The following is a 16,293-nucleotide window of genomic DNA, read 5'->3' as shown; positions in this document are numbered from 1 at the left end:
ACGCTCGAAAGGGAAAGCGGAGTCTGGCGCTTTAAATGTCGGACCGCCTTTCCATCAATTCAATTTGTTCGGCCCCATGAGACCAAGGGTTCCCCCCTTAAGTTTTTATTAACTAACAAGACTAACTGATTTTACGTAGTGGATTGGCCTTAAATTTTGAAGGGCGGTGCTGTTTAACGCTCAGGCACTGGTAAATTTTATGGTCATTAAAAATTTTGGATCGAACAACAAGATCGATCTAAGCGACAAAGAACGAGAATTGTTCGCAGCTCTCTCATCTGGCAAGTCGGAAAACAGCGTAATTGCTTCGACTGGCGTTAGTGTTTCGGAACTGGAAAGTATTATCGTCTCTTGCCGTTTCATCCTGGCTGCTAATGACAGTGATATTGATGAATTTCTGCATCTCGTAGAAAACTGGCCTTCGAACGATAACGAGGAATTTTTCTTCCCGCATGATCGCGCGAAGGAAGATCCGTCAAGCTATATGGTAAAGCCCTCGCAATCCGATACCGAAAATACTGGTGGTCGAATGAGGCGCAAGACAGATATTATTGAAAAAATCGAAAGCGAATGGTCGCCTTTCGAAATGCGGGATCTCGGCGCGTCTTTGATACGATTGGCGGACGCAATGGACCAGAACTGGGATCCGGCTAATGTGCGATCCTTATTTCATTGGCCATCTGCGGCAGCTCGGATTGAACGTAACTCAATTGAATTGGCGAAGCAGGCAGTTTTGCTTAAATGTCAAAACGGAGTGAAGAAAAAGGTTTTGCCCGAAGCTATGCTAGGCGAGCCGACTTGGAACATGCTCTTGGAACTATTTTGCCAATTCGCGGGCGGCGCGAAAATCAGCACGAAGAGCTTATGTATCGCTGCGGACTGTCCTGAAACAACAGCGTTAAGGTACATTGATCGCTTAGAAGAATGTGATCTAGTTATCCGTAGTCGGACGGAGACTGACCGCAGGGTCACGATGGTTGGATTGACGAGGAAAGGCGTTGTGGGCGTCGGTCGCATCCTCGAACGGATTGCGACTTAGGCAGTCTCGCGATAAAGCGGGAAGCGCACCAGTTTGCCCTTTGCAGGGAGCACCGCGTCGATGGAATTCGCCGGGCCAAGCGCGCTGAGGATCTCTGGCGATCCTGCATCCATGCCGCCGGTATAGGCGCCGAATGCCGGCACGATCATGCGGTCACCTGTATCTTTCGTCCGGCTTACAACGGCGCAGGGCCGGGCAATATGGCGGCCGCTGACCTTCAGCCGCATTTTGGGGTGGTAGTGCCCGGACAGCTCTGCCTGCGTTTCTCCCCGCTTTGCCTCGTGGCGCAGGATGATGCCGTTAAGCTCCAGCTCGTCCACCAGTGTCGCGCCGAATGCGCGGTCCATCTGATCATCGTGGTTACCCGTAATCCACACCCAGTCGAGCGCGCGGGTAAGCGATTCGAGCATTCCGGCGGCATAATGGTCGAGCCGCTGCGTGCCCGCATCATCGTGGAAATTATCGCCCAGCGTGATGACCCGCCGCGCGCCGGTCGCCTTGATCCCGTCGGCAATCCGCTCCAGCGTTTCGCGGCTGTCATAGGGGGGCAGCATCTGGCCCTGTCGCGCAAACCAGCTGCCTTTTTCAAGATGCAGGTCTGCAACCAGCAGCGCACGTTCACGCGGCCAGTAAAGCGCATTGGATTTCATCAGGACAAGCTCCTCCCCGGCAAAATCGAGTGGAGCGAACGAAACGGGAACCATCCACCACAATTGGCGTGCCGGCGCGGCTTTGGCAAGGGCAAGATTTGCGATCTTGCGGTTGACTTGATTTGTGTCAAAGTTGATGGACACGATGTCTGTCATCAGGGGCCAATGCTTTGATGACGGGCATGGCAATTGGGACGGGAAAGACCGAGATGACTGACTGGAATCCGCACACCGCGCGCGCAAAAGAATGGTTTGAAAGCCTGCGCGACCAGATTTGCGGAGCGTTTGAGGAGATTGAACGCGAGGCGGGCAGTGATGCGGAATTCACCTACACCCCGTGGAGCCGCGAGGAAGAGGGCAATTCCGATCCCGGCGGCGGTGTGCAGGGTTTGATGAAGGGCAAGGTGTTCGAGAAAGTCGGCGTCAACGTATCGACCGTGCGCGGCAATTTTCCGAAGGAATTCGCTGGCAACATCAACGGCGCCGATCCCGACAATCCCGGATTTACGGCGACCGGCATTTCGCTGGTCGCGCACATGGCGAACCCGCATGTGCCGGCGGTGCACATGAATTGCCGGTTTCTGACCACGGGCAAGGCCTGGTTTGGCGGCGGCGCGGACCTTAACCCGCCGATCCCGTATGAAGAGGATACCGAGGAATTTCACGCCGCGATGCGTGCGGCCTGCATGGCGCATAACCCGACCTATTACGAACGGTACAAGAAATGGGCGGATGAATATTTCTACCTTCCGCACCGCGACATGCACCGCGGCGTCGGCGGTATTTTCTACGATCATCTCGAATGCGACGATGATCCGTCATGGGACCGCAATTTCGCCTACACGCAGGATGTCGGCAAAGCGTTTCTAGACATCTATCCAAAGCTGGTGCGCAAACGCATGGATAGCGATTTCACTGACGAGGACGAAGCGCAATTGCTCGAATATCGCGGGCGCTATGCCGAGTTCAATCTCGTCTATGATCGGGGCACGATTTTTGGCCTGAAGACAGGCGGCAATATTGATGCGATCCTGATGAGCCTGCCGCCGCGCGCGACCTGGAGCTGATTACTTCTCGCCTGCGCCCAGCGGTGCGTATACCCGCACCCAGTCAACATACATCGCGACGTCGCCAGCCTTGATCTGGTCCACGGTACTTTGCGGCATGCCGCTGTAAGGCTGTTCAATCCGGTTCGTCTTGAACGGGTATGCCCCGCCAAGCGCGAAATTCAGGATGAGGTATTTGTCGTTGTCGAACCGCCAGTCGCCATAATTTTCGACCATTGGCTTTGTGGCGCGGTAGGTCAGCCTGCCATCGACTTCGAACAGCACGGCATCGGCGGTCCATTCGACCGCATAGACATGCCAGTCGGTCGCGTCCGTGCCGTCATCGAAAAAAAACTTGTTCACGATGGGCGTTTCGCCCGAATATCCGGGGCCGTGCAAGGCTACGCCAGTCCAGTCGGTCTCCCCGACATATTCCATGATGTCGATCTCTCCGGTGCCCGGCCATTGGTCGCGGCCCAGCATCCAGAATGCGGGCCACACGCCTTCGGCATCGGGCATTTTAATGCGCGCCTCGATCCGGCCATGCGTCACCTCGACCTTGTCGCGGGAATTGATGCGGCCTGAGATAAAATCGGCCTCTCGCTCTGCCAACGTGTCCACGCCCGGTTTGAATACGGGCCGCAGCACCAGCGCGCCGCCATCGGCGCCCTCTACGCCGTCTGCAAACTGGATGGTTTCGGCGCTGTCGAGATAGGCCTGCTGTTCATTGTTGACCCAGAAATCCATCCCGACGACGTTCCAGGCATCGCGGTCAAGTTCGCCAGCGTTGAATTCATCGGCGAAGACCAGCTCCCGTTCCGTTTGATTGGAAGCGATGGTCTGCGGTTCATTGGCATATGCGCTGCACCCGGTGATGATGGTGGCCGAAACAGCTATTATTGTGGTCCGAATGGTGCGCATGATGCTCCCCCTGATAACGTTCACATAAGATACCACATAGCCGCACAATTGCCAGCGAGCGCATACGAATTTGTGGTTCGACATGCGCCAGCCGCCTTTGTGCTTGCCCCGGGAACACGCCGCGCACATATTCACGGCAATGCTGCGCCAGTTCGAACTTGTTGAAAAGGTCAAAGACTACGACCCCGACGCTGACGAAGCGGCGCTGAACCGCGCCTATGTCTATACCGTCCAGAAACACGGCGCGCAGAAACGCGCGAGCGGCGATCCATATTTCTCGCATCCGATAGAGGTCGCAGGTCTGATGACGGATCTGCAACTCGACGAACAGACGATCATCACCGCGCTGCTGCACGACACGGTTGAAGATACGTTGGTCACAATCGAGGATATCGAAGCCAATTTCGGACCGGAAGTGGCACGCTTGGTCGATGGCGTAACGAAGCTGTCCAAGATCGAAGCCATGCCGGAGAACGAGCGTGCGGCCGAAAACCTGCGCAAATTCCTGCTCGCAATGTCCGAAGACATTCGCGTCCTGCTGGTCAAGCTGGCGGACCGGCTGCACAATATGCGCACGCTGCACTTCATCAAAAAACCGGAGAAACGCCAGCGGATCGCGCGCGAGACGATGGATATCTACGCGCCGCTGGCAGAGCGGGTCGGCATGTATGAATATATGCGCGAGATGCAGGCGCTGGCTTTCCGCGAGCTTGAGCCGGAGGCGTACACCACGATCACAAAACGGCTCGACCACCTGCGCAATCAGGATGGCGGGCAGGTCGATGCCATTGCACTGAAAATCAAACAGGCGCTCGCCGAAGCGGGGCTGACTGTTGAGGTGTCAGGGAGGGAAAAGCACCCGTTTTCGATCTGGCAGAAAATGTCGGAGCGGCATGTCAGCTTCGAACAGGTGACCGACATCATGGCATTTCGCGTGATCACGGAGACGGAGGCGGATTGCTACACCGCCATGGGTATCCTGCACACGACGTGGCAGTTTCTGCCGGGGCGGTTCAAGGATTACATCTCCACGCCCAAAAACAACGGCTACCGGTCGCTCCATACGTCGCTGATGTATGAAAATTCGATGCGGGTGGAGGTGCAAATTCGCACCCGCGAAATGCACCAGCGCAACGAATTCGGGTTGGCAGCGCACTGGGCGTATAAACAGCATGACGAGGCGGATGGCCAGGTCGGATGGCTACGCGACCTGATTGAGATCGTGGATGCCAGCCACGATGCCGAGGAATTGCTCGAGCACACGCGGCTGGCGATCTATCAGGACCGCATATTCGCTTTCACGCCAAAGGGCGCGCTGTTCCAGCTGCCAAAGGGTTCGACTTCGGTCGATTTCGCCTTTGCCGTGCACACCGATCTGGGTCTGTCCACGGTCGGAGCAAAGATAAACGGACGGCACATGCCGCTGCGAACTCCGCTGAACAATGGCGACGTAGTTGAGATCATCAAGGGCGCAGCGCCCGAACCGCAGCTTTCGTGGCTCGGCTTTGTCGTCACGGGCAAGGCGCGCGCTGCCATTCGCCGCGCTGTCCGCCTGAAAGAGCGCGCGGAGGTTGCGCAAATCGGGTCCAAACTGTTTGATGAAATTGCCACGCAAGTGCCCGCCCGCATTGGTAAAAAGGCCATTCGCGGCGCGATTGATCGGCTGGGCCTAGACGGGGCGGAAGACCTGATGCACGCCATCGGTTCGGCCAAGCTGTCTGACCGCGAGGTGATGGAGGCGCTGGTCCCCGGATGCACCGCCGATATGGACGAGGACGCGCAGTGGCCCGCGCGCGACCGCGCAATCTCGATCAAGGGGCTGACCCCTGGCGTCGGATTTGAGCTGGCGCAGTGCTGCCATCCCGTGCCGGGTGACCGGATCGTGGGGCTTCGGCGCAAAGGCGAAACCGTGCTGGTCCACACCATCGACTGTCTTGAACTGATCAACGGGGTCGATACCGACTGGCTCGACCTGTCATGGGGCAAACGCTCGCACGGCGCGGTGGGTAGGCTGTCAGTGACAATTTACGACCGCCCCGGGACGCTCGCCGAAATGGCCGGGGTGTTTGCGCAGAACAAAACCAACGTGACCAGCCTTTCCCAATCGGAATTCGACGATCCGTTCGTCACTTACGAGATCGAGGCTCAGGTTCAGGACTTGTCGCACCTCGCCAGGATTTTGAGCGCCCTTCGAGCCAGCGACGCGGTGGCTCAGGCCGAGCGGCTTTGATGACGGTAATCGGTATCGACCATGTGCAGCTCGCCATTCCCGCAGGCGGCGAGGACGCGATGCGGACTTTTTTCTGCGATCTGCTTGGTATGATCGAAGTGCCAAAACCATCGAACCTGTCACCCAGTGGTTTATGGCTGAAAGGTGGTGCGGCGCATTTGCATGTCGGCGTAGACCCGCATTTCAAACCTGCCAGCAAAGCGCATCCCGCGTTTCTGGTCGCTGACCTTGCAACCCTGCGAACGCGCTTAGAGGCGGCGGGTTATGAAACCCGTGATGATAAGCCTGTCGATGGATACACGCGGTTTTTTACTGCCGATCCGTTTGGCAACCGGATCGAGCTGATGCAGCAGGAAGAATCGTCCGAGTCTTAGCGCGCGTAAAGCAACAGCAGTATTAAAACGAGAGTGTAGACCGCGATACCGCCGACGATTGCGATCACATTGAACGCCGGTGCGAAGGTCGCTTGTGCCATTTGCCCGACCTGACCCAGCAATTGCGGCCACGTATAGCTTACGAAATCGCCCTGCGACATGACCGTCACAAGCCGCTTTTCTTCATCGACAACGGGCAGACGGCGGAACCGTTCGTTCGACATGACCTGCAGCCATTCGAGAACCTGGTCATCCTTGTTCGCCATGCGAACCTCTGTGGTCATCACTTCGCTGACCCGCGTTGTTTTCGGATCGCGGTTTTCGCCAATCACGCGGCGAAAGATGTCCCGTTCCGTCATCACTCCAAGGACCCGGTCATCTTCGTCGGTGATGAAGATCGATCCAAAGTTCTTTTCAGCCATTTGTGTGACAGCGTCGAAAACGGTTGTGTCCGGCCCGCAGGTTAGCGGCGGAGCTTTGGTGGCAAACTCTTTACGATCGGCAATTCTCATGAGGCGCAGTCCCGTCGTTTGATGGTTGAATACATGACCAATGCGAGCGCCGGCGTGCTTGTTCCTAGAATGTCAGAGTGACGGGAACGGTATCGCCGCACGATAGCTGTTCCAGCTGCATCACTTTCTTGCTGATCAGCAGCACCCATTCGGATTGTTTTGCCTGCGGAAACACCGAGCTTTTCCATTCCGTCTCGCCAATGCGGGCCACGATTTTGACCGAGCCGAAGCCGCGCTGTTTGCCGAATTCCAGCCGGTGAAGGCGGGCATGCATGGCAATGACTTCGGCCTCGGCTCCGGTAAACGTCACGAGATGGTATATGCCGCGATCACCCTGCCAGCGGGTCAGGGGCAGGGCGGCGGAAAGGCTTTCACTCACTGGCGGCCGGGCGCACCGGAACAGGGATGTTGCAAATGTCCGCGCCGCCAGCAGGTTCGATGAAGAACGGATCGCGGCGATTGGCGCGGGCAGCGGCATAGGCGGCGAACGTCTGGCTTTCGGTGGAGAGGTATTCGAATGCTGGACGCGCGGTGTCCGGCAAGTCACTGGCGACGCGCACCGACACGATCGGCGTGCGCTTGTCAGCCTCTTCCTCGGTGTAGAAGCCCAATTCGCCCGATCCACGAGGTAGGGAAGACAGGTGCTCCATCCCGCTGATGATGCGGCCGACCAGCGCAATATTGCGGTCCAAGTGGCGCGGCGCGTGGCCGATGACGGTGTAGAGCTCTGCGCCAGACCCGGTGTCAGGTGAGTAATTCCGGCCAACGCCGACCATGCCGTAACAGTGGACTGGCCAGAAAGTATCGACATCTGTGGCATAAGCCCATCCGTCGCTATGCCCGACTGACAAGGCGTAGGGATCAGAGTATCGCCAGTCGGAGGTGACAGTGCCATTACCAACCGTTTCGCCAATTGCGATTGTCTCCATTTCCTTGATGATTGTGGCCAATTCGCGAGACGCATTCGCCATTTCATTAGAAAGAACCGACAAATGCTCATCTAGCATCTTCTCGGTTGCTTCGACGGTATAGTCTGCATCCTGCATCACCTTCAGCCCATCCGGCAAAGCCTTCTGCTCCACATCGCCGCTTTCCGGATTATCGTATCCCGGGTCGCCCCACTGGACGACGTAATTGTCCTGCACCCGGTTGACGCTGATCCCGTCATACCACTTGGCGCGGGCGAGGGTGCGGATGTTCTCCACCCAACCTTGCGAAAACGGCGCGGGCATTAGTTGCAGAACCACCTCACGCGCATTGCCCTCGGCATCCGGCGCGAGCGTCATCACCAGCAGGTCTTCTGCGGCGATCTGAACCCACTCGGTCTCGGGCGCGGCGTCCACGATGGCATTGGGCGAGGGTGCAGGCGTTTCGGTCTGCGCTACCGCTTCGCTGTTTGAGCGCGTGGGCTCATCCTGCGCCAATGCGGCAAAGGGCAAGGTGAATGCGGCGGCGGCCAGACATGTTTTTCTCATTTGGACTTGGTGCCATCAAGCGGCTTGCGCTGCAATGGCAGGAAAGCTAGACGCGCGCTTCTTGTAAGTAGCACTGCCCATCAATGGGCATATGCAGAGCAAAACCAACGCGCTCAAATAGCGAAGCGGTAGCGCGACAAGAATGCGGAGACGTGGCCGAGTGGTCGAAGGCGCACGCCTGGAAAGTGTGTAAAGGGGCAACTCTTTCGTGGGTTCGAATCCCACCGTCTCCGCCATTTCCCGAACATCGACGAACCGTCACCAACTTGCTTGATGTGCCATACCACTGTTATTACGTGTGAAAAGTGCTAATTTGCGTTCGCAGTTGATCGCGTCAGTTCGTCTTGGTTCGGGTTCAGTATTATGACGAATATTATGACTTGATGCACTGATACTCGCTATTTAAAACGGCACCATGCGTACCAGGCACAAACTCAATATTCGTCATGTGACAGCCCTGACCAATCCGGGAATGCACTCGGACGGCGGAGGGCTGTACCTGCGCATAAGATCAACTGGGACTAGATCATGGGTTTTCGTCTCGAACGTAGGTGGAAAAAGGCGAGAATGGGGGCTCGGCTCGGCGTTAGACGTTTCGCTTGCGAAAGCACGCGAACGTGCGGATCAGTTCAGGCAGGCGATTGTCGACGGACAAACACCTGTAGGGCTTCGTCAGCAGAACAAACTATCACCCACAACTGTTCCGACTTTCGGAGTATTTGCAGACGAGTTTATCGAAGATATTGCAAAGGGCCTGAGCAACGCCAAGCACGCTAAGCAATGGCATAGTACGATAGAAACATATGGCGCGCCCATCCTTGATCTACCGATCAATGAGGTGGCTACAAAGCACATGGTTGATGTGCTGAAGCCCATTTGGAGTACGAAGACAGAGACAGCAAAGCGAGTACGGGGGCGGATCGAGCGCATCTTGGATGCAGCCCAGGTCAGTGGTTTTCCGACTGGTGAGAACCCTGCTCGTTTCAAGGGTCACTTGGAGTTGCTGCTACCTAGACATCCCAGAGGGGCAATCAAACATCATCCTGCGCTTCCTTACAGCAAGATTCCCAACTTTATCTCCAAACTTCGCTCAATGACGGGTGATGCGGCGATTGCACTAGAGTTGCTAATCATGACTTCGAGTCGAACGAGTGAAGTGATTGGCGCTCAATGGGACGAATTCTCCCCTAGGGCGGCGGTATGGACCATTCCAGCAAGTAGAATGAAGGCACGAGAAGAACACCAAGTCCCCTTGAGCGAGGCGGCGATGAAGTTACTCAAGAAGCATCGGAAGGCTGGGCCCAAGGAGGGGCATGTTTTTCGCGGTCGTGATGGCGGAAAGATGTCCAACATGGCGATGGCGCAGCTGTTAAAACGAATGCAGTACGACGAGATCACCGTGCATGGGTTTCGTTCGACATTCCGGGACTGGGCCGGCGAGAAAACCGACTTTGAGCGAGAAACAATTGAAATGGCACTCGCCCATTCAATTGGGTCAAAGGCTGAGCAGGCATATCGTCGTGCGCGCGCATTAGAAAAACGGCGTGAATTGATGGAGGTGTGGGCCGCTTTTTTATTGGCAAAAAGGGTTGGAAAGTGACGCAATGCTGTGTTGTAAGCTTTCCCAGTCGAGTTTGAGCATTCTAGTGTTCCTAGTGGTACGCCAGAGCACTTTATGCGCCACTTCCCAAAAGTTTAAATGGTCACTCCGGGACGGGTGTTTTGTATCCTTCCAAGCTCAATGAAAGGCCCATCCGCAGGCTAAAATCGTCGGGCCTCCATTGGTCTAACCAAACCAAGAATTGTGAATGAAATGGCTCGGGAATGGCCCGCCTTTGCCCTCGACAACGCTTTCCGTCGATCACAAACTCTTTCGCGAACCAGGCCGACTTTACCAAGTATGTCATCAACGATTCGACACGTGTTCTGTCTATCTGTTTAATCACGACAGGCTTGGATCGCTTCTAGCAGTTTACGAATGGGCTGTGGGATTATCTCGAAACTTTAGAGGTGCCATCATGACGAAGCTGTTTGCGATAGCAGTGGGTCTCTTTCTCACTGGTCACGCATCAGCGAACGAGCCAAACCGAATCGAGTTGGCCGCTCTTTATTCAGGGTCAACAACTCCTGAGGTTACGGTTACCCTTGATGGGAAGTGTGATGATCTGAGCGGGCGTTCGATAAAGCTGCCTTCCAGCTGGGCAGGCGATGCCAGATTGGCTGATAGCCTCATACCAATCCGATATCAGTCTTGTCTCGAAGGCGCTGAAACTCTCACTTACGCTGCACGCATCGGCTTTCAGGATTCGAAAGGTGGTACGCTCATTTCGCGCCCGATGGCAGGGGATGGTTGGTCGTTCCTTTTTGGAAATTCTATCTTACCGATTATCTCGAAGAAGGATGCGAGTTACCGACTTTCAGTGATCTCTGATGGATCGCAAATTGCGACAAACTTTGGAAGTTCGAACAATAGGCTAGGCCATGCGTTTTTCGATGGTAATGATTTAAAAGATACATTCTTTTTTTTTGGTCCGAAAGTACAAGTTGTCACTTACAACGTGCGCGGTGTCGATATTACTTTCAGTTATGTCCAAGGCGAAGCCAACGAAGCGTTTATTATTGATTTACGTGAGCGGTACGAATTCATTCTTGGAAAATTCGATGAACATCGACCCTCTCAACTATTCGTTGCGCTAGTCCCTACGAAAGAAGACGACTGGGGACCGTTTTTTCAGGGCACAGCGCTGCCAAATGGCGTTGCCTTTCACACGAGTGCTCTAGACCCTGAGCTCTGGAATCACGAAATCACACACGAAATAATCCACGAATGGTTACCACTCAGAATGGGGGGAGTTAAGCTTGGTTCTGATTATTCCGAAAGGTATGTGTTCACCGAAGGCTATACAGAATACCTTGCCCACAAATTTAACCTAGAAATGGGTAGGGAAACCCTTCCCGAATTTTTGGGGGCGATAAACGCGGCCTTTGTCGCTAAAGAGTTTAGCGATTCAAGGTTGCTTGATGATCCGTATGGCATGGGCCTACTCCATGCGTTCGTGACGGACTTGAATTTGAGGTTTCACGGCTCAGATAGTTTGTTCCGCACGCTGAAGAGCCTCGTCCATTTGCCATCAGGCTCCAGACATCAAGAGTTGGACGCTTTCGATCAGCTTCAAGATAAGCTGCGCATGGGAGGGATTTCGCCAATAACATTGGCAGAAATTGGCGATGTCCCGCTTTCTCTTAACTATTCCGATCTTTGCATTAAGCCGGCAGTGCTTCAGATGTACAGCTACGAGCTTGGTTTCGATTTCGATGTGCATCCAGACGGCACTTACCAAGTCAAAAATGTAAACGTGCTATCGCGCGCTTACAGAGCGGGTGTCCGCGACGGCATGACCATAATAGAGCGAATTGGTGGAGATGTTGACGACATGAATAGCTTGGCGACCTTTCGGGTCACAGTTTCAGGCGCAGAGAGTGCTCTGTCATTCTATCCGAAATCCTTATCGTCAAAACCGGTGATGCAATTTCTCTATGATAGCTCAGATGCAGCGATTGAAAGCTGCACGATTGGGTTTGCTTCCTTTCTCGCGGGCGACAATCATTGAGCCATGTGCAGAAGCAATCAAGTTCGCGTGACGATTTTGGAGACTGGTGAAGTGGAAAGGAGTTTATGTTCCGAACCGAGGCAATAGAACACTCGACAGGCAGTTTAGATGGCGATGTTTTCATGGCAGTGCCAATTTCATGGCAAGCCATTGGCTATCTCCTGCTGTCTAGTTTGGTGGCCGCAATGGCTTTTCTTTCCTTGGCCAGCTATTCTCGCGTTGAGACCGCCCTCGGCACAGTGGCGCCCGACAAGGGCATCTCCAGCATTCTCCCAACCCGCACAGGTACGGTAACCGAGCTCGCCGTAATGGAAGGACAGCGCGTCGAGGCGGGCGACCTTCTGGCGCAAATCCGCACCGAGGAAGACAGCGGCCAAGACCTTTCCTCGGCAGAGCAAATCGAACAGGCTATAGCCCGTCAGGATGCAAGCCTCGCCTCACAAATGGATGCGGCCAATGCAGCGGCTTTGGCACAGCAAAGCCAGCTCGCGGCACAGCAAGCAGGTTTGCGCTCGGAGATTGGTCAAATCCAGTCGCAAATCAGTATCCAGCAAAACCTCATCGAGACGGCACAAGCCGACCTCGATCGTGCGCTCGAAGTGGCCGAACGCGGCTTTATCAGTCAGCGTGATTTGCAGATACGCGAAGAAACCCTGCTCGCCCGTCAGCAAGGGCTTTCGCAGCTTAATCAGAGCCTATCAGCCAAACGCTCTGCTCTTGCAGAAACCGAACGCTCCTCGGTTGAGATAGCTGCACAAGCCCGCGCTACAGGCGCAAACCTTGCAGCTTCCCGTGCGCAGGTGGGGCAACAAGCCGCCAGCACAGCAGGCTCTCGCTCCTATGCTATCCGCGCACCTGTCGCAGGCACGGTAACAGCCCTCACCTCACGCGTAGGACAACCTGCCAATCCGCAATCTCCGCTAATGACTATTGTCCCCGCAGGGTCAGAACTTCAAGCCGAACTGGCCGTTCTCAGCTCTGCCGTCGGGTTCGTGGAAGCGGGGCAAGAAGTGAGTCTTGCGATTGATGCCTTTCCCTATCAGCGATTCGGAACAGTCAAAGGCGAGGTGCTGACCGTTGCCGAAAGCGCATTGAGCCAGCAAGATGCAAGCGGCACAGTTGTGGCGGTCTATCCTGTCCGCGTGTAGCTCGACGCGTCGGCTGTCACCGCATTCGGTCGCAGCGAACCTCTCATTTCAGGAATGACCCTCTCAGCGCGTATTGTGACCGAGAAGCAATCGCTGCTTCAATGGCTGTTCGAGCCTCTCTATGCCGTAAGACGGCGATAGGGAGATAACATGTTAGACTTAGGGTTTTTCACCCGCTCGCGGGTGCGATTGGTGCGCCAGACCGAGATTGCGGAATGCGGTCTCGCTTCTTTGGCAATGGTCGCGAACTACCACGGCCTCAATATTGACCTTGGAACACTGCGCCGCCGATTTGCTCCTTCGCTGCGCGGTGCGCCGCTGCGCTCGATTATTGGGCTGGCGGATAAAGGCCAGTTCATCGGCAAAGCGGCGGCGCTCATCGATAATGCCATTGCGTTCAAAATGCTTGGCCTGCACCTCGAGCGCCTGTCCGATATTGCAATGTCCGATGAGGATAGAAGCTTTGGCGAAAGCCTCGACTGCGAGACCGCGCTAAAAGGCCGTATCGAGCTGCGCGATGTCTTCTATCGCTATGCACCAAGCGACCCGCTTGTGCTCGAAGGGGTGAACCTGACTGTAGAGCAAGGCGAGTTCGTGGCTATCACAGGGCCATCTGGCGGCGGCAAGTCTACACTTGTCAAGCTGTTCCTTGGCCTCATTGAGCCTGAAAGCGGTGAGGTTTTGGTCGATGGCCTCTCTCTACACAGGTTCGGCTATAAGAGCTTCCACAGCCAGATTGCAGCCGTGCTGCAAGAGGATAGCCTGTTCGCAGGAACACTTGCCGATAACATCGCGTTGTTTGATGAAAGTGTGGATATGGAGCGGGTTGTCGGAGCGGCGACAGCGGCATCGATAGACAATGATATCGCGCAAATGCCGATGCAATACGAAACCCTTGTCGGTGACATGGGATCAACACTTTCGGGCGGACAAAAACAGCGCGTCCTGCTTGCTCGTGCGCTCTATCGGCAGCCCAAAATCCTCGTAATGGACGAAGGCACAGCGCATCTCGACACTGACCATGAGCGAGCGGTCAATGATGCCATATCGGCCATGGGCATTACCCGCATCATCATCGCACACCGCAAGGAAACTATTGAAGCGTCTGAGCGAATATTGATGATGAACGGAGGTATACTGCATAGCTCGTAAAAAGAGCTATAAAAATAGCGCTCGCATTAGAGCGCTTTCGAGCCGGGTGGAATCGCCCGGCGAGTCGGAAAACGTGGTAAATCAGTAACCTGGAGCGGGTGATCCGATGCAATCGGATCGGAAATCGCTCTAAGATCCAGCACGTACAATTGGTAAGGACCGCTCACACTTCCAAATTAAGACATGCCAGGCTTAAGCAAGTTGAGTTCACTTTCAGGAACGATGCGCCAAAGTCGGACGTCCGAAATTGGGCCGGCGGCAGACTGTCGGCTTCCAATTTGCCTATACGCATTTCCAGACAATCGGGATTCGACCTGAGGGGGTTAAACAGGGATTTGCATTTGATCTTGCAGCAACGAATCTAGCGGTTGAAAGACTAGTTTCAGTCAACTGAAGCCGTTTGCAGAAAGAATTGCTTGGACAACGGGACGGACGCGTTCGCCCATGTATGGGTTAGCGCGTTCAATTCCGGCGATAGTGACCTTGGGGAACACATTGCGAATGTGGTCAGCAATTTCGGCGGCCTCTTCCTTCTCTCCCGAAACGAAGATGGCGCAAAGAGCTGTTACCATGATCATCAGATCTTCATGCGGCACGCTCTGGGCCATTCGTCCCCAATGCGCTGCTGCTTGAATGTCTCCCAGGTTGAATTGAGCGATCGCTTGGGCTGCATAGGTGGAATAGCGCATCGGGTCGCGGGGACTGAGCGATAGCGCAGATGCACCGTGCTCCATCGCGTCCTCATATGGCCCTGCAAAAGCATGGAAGGCGGCCAATTGAGTATGCCCCATCGCATAGCTGGGCGACAATTCAATCGAACGTTCAAGCCATTCTGGTGATTGCTCACGTTGCGGACCAAGGGACAGCGCCTTTCCCATCGCCAGATTGGCTGCTGGGTCGTCTGGGTCAGCATCGATTGCGGCCTCGGCCGAGCGTCTCATCAGAAGTGGCGCGTCGCCGGGATCGTGCAACGTGCGTTGCAGCAACAACCACCAATAGGTGTGCGACAAGCCTGCGTGGGCACGTGCAAAATCTGGATCGATTGCCACAGCTCTCTGGAATAAGCCCTGTGCCCGCTCGATATTGGCTATCCCGCGGCGATAGAGCAACGAACTGCCAAGATGAAACGCCTGCCAGGCTGTCAAATCATGCGGTGCTGATAATCGCAGGCGTTCTGCTTCATTGCGCGGAACCTGACGCTCAATCTCATGCACGACGCGCCCTGTGATATGACTGCGAATTTCATGGACAGCATCAGGGGCGACCTCAAACCTCTCCGCCCAAACGATCCTGTCATTGTGGGCATCGGCGAGCTCGACGGACAGAATGAGATGTTCACCCGCAACATCAATCACACCGCTGAGAACGTAGTCGACCCCCAACAACTCACGCAGCGCTGATGGCGCAATTGAGCTTCCCCCGAATTGAAAGCTTGTCCCGCGAGCAATCACGCTGAGCAAATGCAACCGTGATAATGCAGTTATAATATCATCGGGTAGCGCCACGGCCATGCCCGAATACGGTGAGCGCGGCAGCAGTTGATGAGTGAATGGCAGAACTGCGATGCTTGGGCGCTCGCCGATCTTCTCCGGTCCGCCGGGCCGTTCGCTAGAGTCAGTCTGTTGTACAGGGGCAGCAGGTAGACGCATCGAACTGACAATTTCTGGCACAAGCCGCCATCCTTTGGCGTGCACGGTTTCAATCACCGTGCGCGGCCTTCCCGTATCGTCCAGCGCCCTGCGCAACGATTTGATCTGGCTCAGTAGCGCGGCGTTCGACAGACCGCGACCATCCCACAAGGTCTCGGCGATTCTTGTCTTGCTAAGCAAGCGCTCAGTGCCCGTCTCAAGGAACAGGTGGAGCAGCTCTTTTGTGCGTGGCTGAAGGTGTATGACCTCGCCCGCAGCATCGACCAGTTCGTACTTGTCGCTATCGAATGTAAAAGCGCCAAAACGGTAAATCACCTAAGCGCGACCTCCCCTTGTTGCGCATGTCAATTCGTTGCCCTCAAACTCATCGAAAATCAAACATCTCGTCGGCTTTTACGATACACAGACCTGCTTTTTTCGAACAAAACCTAAAAACGGGTTTTTTTGAGGGCAAGCTTGCGCCGCACCCTAACCACCTGTGAAACT

General features: G+C 55.2%; 14 protein-coding genes and 1 tRNA gene. 9 read left to right on the top strand and 6 right to left on the bottom strand.

Going from position 1 to position 16,293, the window contains the following annotated elements; translation table 11 throughout:
- Positions 1-166 precede the first annotated feature (166 nt).
- Positions 167-1,039, top strand: a complete 873-nt coding sequence (locus ACGHU1_RS09060; RefSeq protein WP_390585987.1) for a hypothetical protein — start codon at positions 167-169, stop codon at positions 1,037-1,039.
- On the opposite strand, the gene pdeM is transcribed toward ACGHU1_RS09060, so the two are convergent.
- A complete protein-coding gene (gene pdeM, locus ACGHU1_RS09055) occupies positions 1,036-1,743 on the bottom strand; it encodes a ligase-associated DNA damage response endonuclease PdeM (RefSeq protein ID WP_390586149.1) in 708 nt (235 codons plus the stop codon). The genes ACGHU1_RS09060 and pdeM overlap by 4 nt on opposite strands.
- Positions 1,744-1,898: 155 nt before the next feature.
- Between pdeM and hemF the strand changes: the two genes are divergently transcribed.
- Positions 1,899-2,756 carry an oxygen-dependent coproporphyrinogen oxidase gene (hemF, locus tag ACGHU1_RS09050; protein ID WP_390585984.1) on the top strand — a complete coding sequence of 286 codons (858 nt, stop codon included), beginning with the start codon at positions 1,899-1,901 and terminating at the stop codon, positions 2,754-2,756.
- Here the strand turns inward: hemF and ACGHU1_RS09045 are convergent, their stop codons facing one another.
- Positions 2,757-3,656 carry a family 16 glycosylhydrolase gene (locus ACGHU1_RS09045; protein WP_390585981.1) on the bottom strand — a complete coding sequence of 300 codons (900 nt, stop codon included), beginning with the start codon at positions 3,654-3,656 and terminating at the stop codon, positions 2,757-2,759.
- Between the two features lie 139 nt (positions 3,657-3,795).
- Here ACGHU1_RS09045 and ACGHU1_RS09040 point away from each other — a divergent pair, with 139 nt between their 5' ends.
- Both ACGHU1_RS09040 and ACGHU1_RS09035 read left to right on the top strand, forming a co-directional pair.
- Positions 3,796-5,886 carry a RelA/SpoT family protein gene (locus ACGHU1_RS09040; RefSeq protein ID WP_390585980.1) on the top strand — a complete coding sequence of 697 codons (2,091 nt, stop codon included), beginning with the start codon at positions 3,796-3,798 and terminating at the stop codon, positions 5,884-5,886.
- Entirely contained in the window at positions 5,886-6,260 is a 375-nt protein-coding gene (locus ACGHU1_RS09035; protein WP_390585978.1) for a VOC family protein, read from the top strand. The genes ACGHU1_RS09040 and ACGHU1_RS09035 overlap by 1 nt, the downstream gene beginning before the upstream one ends.
- On the opposite strand, the gene ACGHU1_RS09030 is transcribed toward ACGHU1_RS09035, so the two are convergent.
- The 3 genes from ACGHU1_RS09030 to ACGHU1_RS09020 all read right to left on the bottom strand — a co-directional run bounded on the left by ACGHU1_RS09030 (position 6,257) and on the right by ACGHU1_RS09020 (position 8,247).
- On the bottom strand, positions 6,257-6,772 hold the full coding sequence (locus ACGHU1_RS09030; protein WP_390585976.1) for a CBS domain-containing protein: 516 nt from the start codon (positions 6,770-6,772) through the stop codon (positions 6,257-6,259). The genes ACGHU1_RS09035 and ACGHU1_RS09030 overlap by 4 nt on opposite strands.
- A 64-nt stretch (positions 6,773-6,836) precedes the next feature.
- Positions 6,837-7,151, bottom strand: coding sequence for a DUF1905 domain-containing protein (locus ACGHU1_RS09025; RefSeq protein ID WP_390585973.1), 315 nt, complete (start codon positions 7,149-7,151; stop codon positions 6,837-6,839).
- Positions 7,144-8,247, bottom strand: coding sequence for a peptidylprolyl isomerase (locus ACGHU1_RS09020; RefSeq protein ID WP_390585970.1), 1,104 nt, complete (start codon positions 8,245-8,247; stop codon positions 7,144-7,146). Before ACGHU1_RS09020 ends, ACGHU1_RS09025 begins: the two co-directional genes overlap by 8 nt.
- Positions 8,248-8,393: 146 nt before the next feature.
- Between ACGHU1_RS09020 and ACGHU1_RS09015 the strand changes: the two genes are divergently transcribed.
- The 5 genes from ACGHU1_RS09015 (at position 8,394) to ACGHU1_RS08995 (ending at position 14,158) form a co-directional block, all read left to right on the top strand.
- Positions 8,394-8,483 (top strand) — tRNA-Ser (locus tag ACGHU1_RS09015).
- A 179-nt stretch (positions 8,484-8,662) separates the two neighbouring features.
- Entirely contained in the window at positions 8,663-9,847 is a 1,185-nt protein-coding gene (locus tag ACGHU1_RS09010; RefSeq protein WP_390585968.1) for a tyrosine-type recombinase/integrase, read from the top strand.
- A 418-nt stretch (positions 9,848-10,265) separates the two neighbouring features.
- The gene (locus ACGHU1_RS09005) at positions 10,266-11,858 is read left to right on the top strand and encodes a hypothetical protein (protein WP_390585965.1); all 1,593 of its coding nucleotides are present in this window, start codon (positions 10,266-10,268) and stop codon (positions 11,856-11,858) included.
- Positions 11,859-12,043: 185 nt separating this feature from the next.
- Positions 12,044-13,006, top strand: coding sequence for an HlyD family secretion protein (locus tag ACGHU1_RS09000; RefSeq protein ID WP_390585963.1), 963 nt, complete (start codon positions 12,044-12,046; stop codon positions 13,004-13,006).
- A 150-nt stretch (positions 13,007-13,156) separates the two neighbouring features.
- Complete coding sequence (locus tag ACGHU1_RS08995) at positions 13,157-14,158, top strand: ATP-binding cassette domain-containing protein (RefSeq protein ID WP_390585961.1); 1,002 nt, start codon at positions 13,157-13,159, stop codon at positions 14,156-14,158.
- A 386-nt stretch (positions 14,159-14,544) separates the two neighbouring features.
- On the opposite strand, the gene ACGHU1_RS08990 is transcribed toward ACGHU1_RS08995, so the two are convergent.
- On the bottom strand, positions 14,545-16,122 hold the full coding sequence (locus tag ACGHU1_RS08990) for a winged helix-turn-helix domain-containing tetratricopeptide repeat protein (protein WP_390585959.1): 1,578 nt from the start codon (positions 16,120-16,122) through the stop codon (positions 14,545-14,547).
- Positions 16,123-16,293: the final 171 nt, after the last annotated feature.

The sequence above is a fragment of the Erythrobacter sp. MTPC3 genome, assembly GCF_042854385.1.
Classification (GTDB): domain Bacteria; phylum Pseudomonadota; class Alphaproteobacteria; order Sphingomonadales; family Sphingomonadaceae; genus Erythrobacter.
The sequence above is the reverse complement of the archived record's forward strand: the minus strand, read 5'-3'. Positions and strand labels throughout refer to the sequence as shown.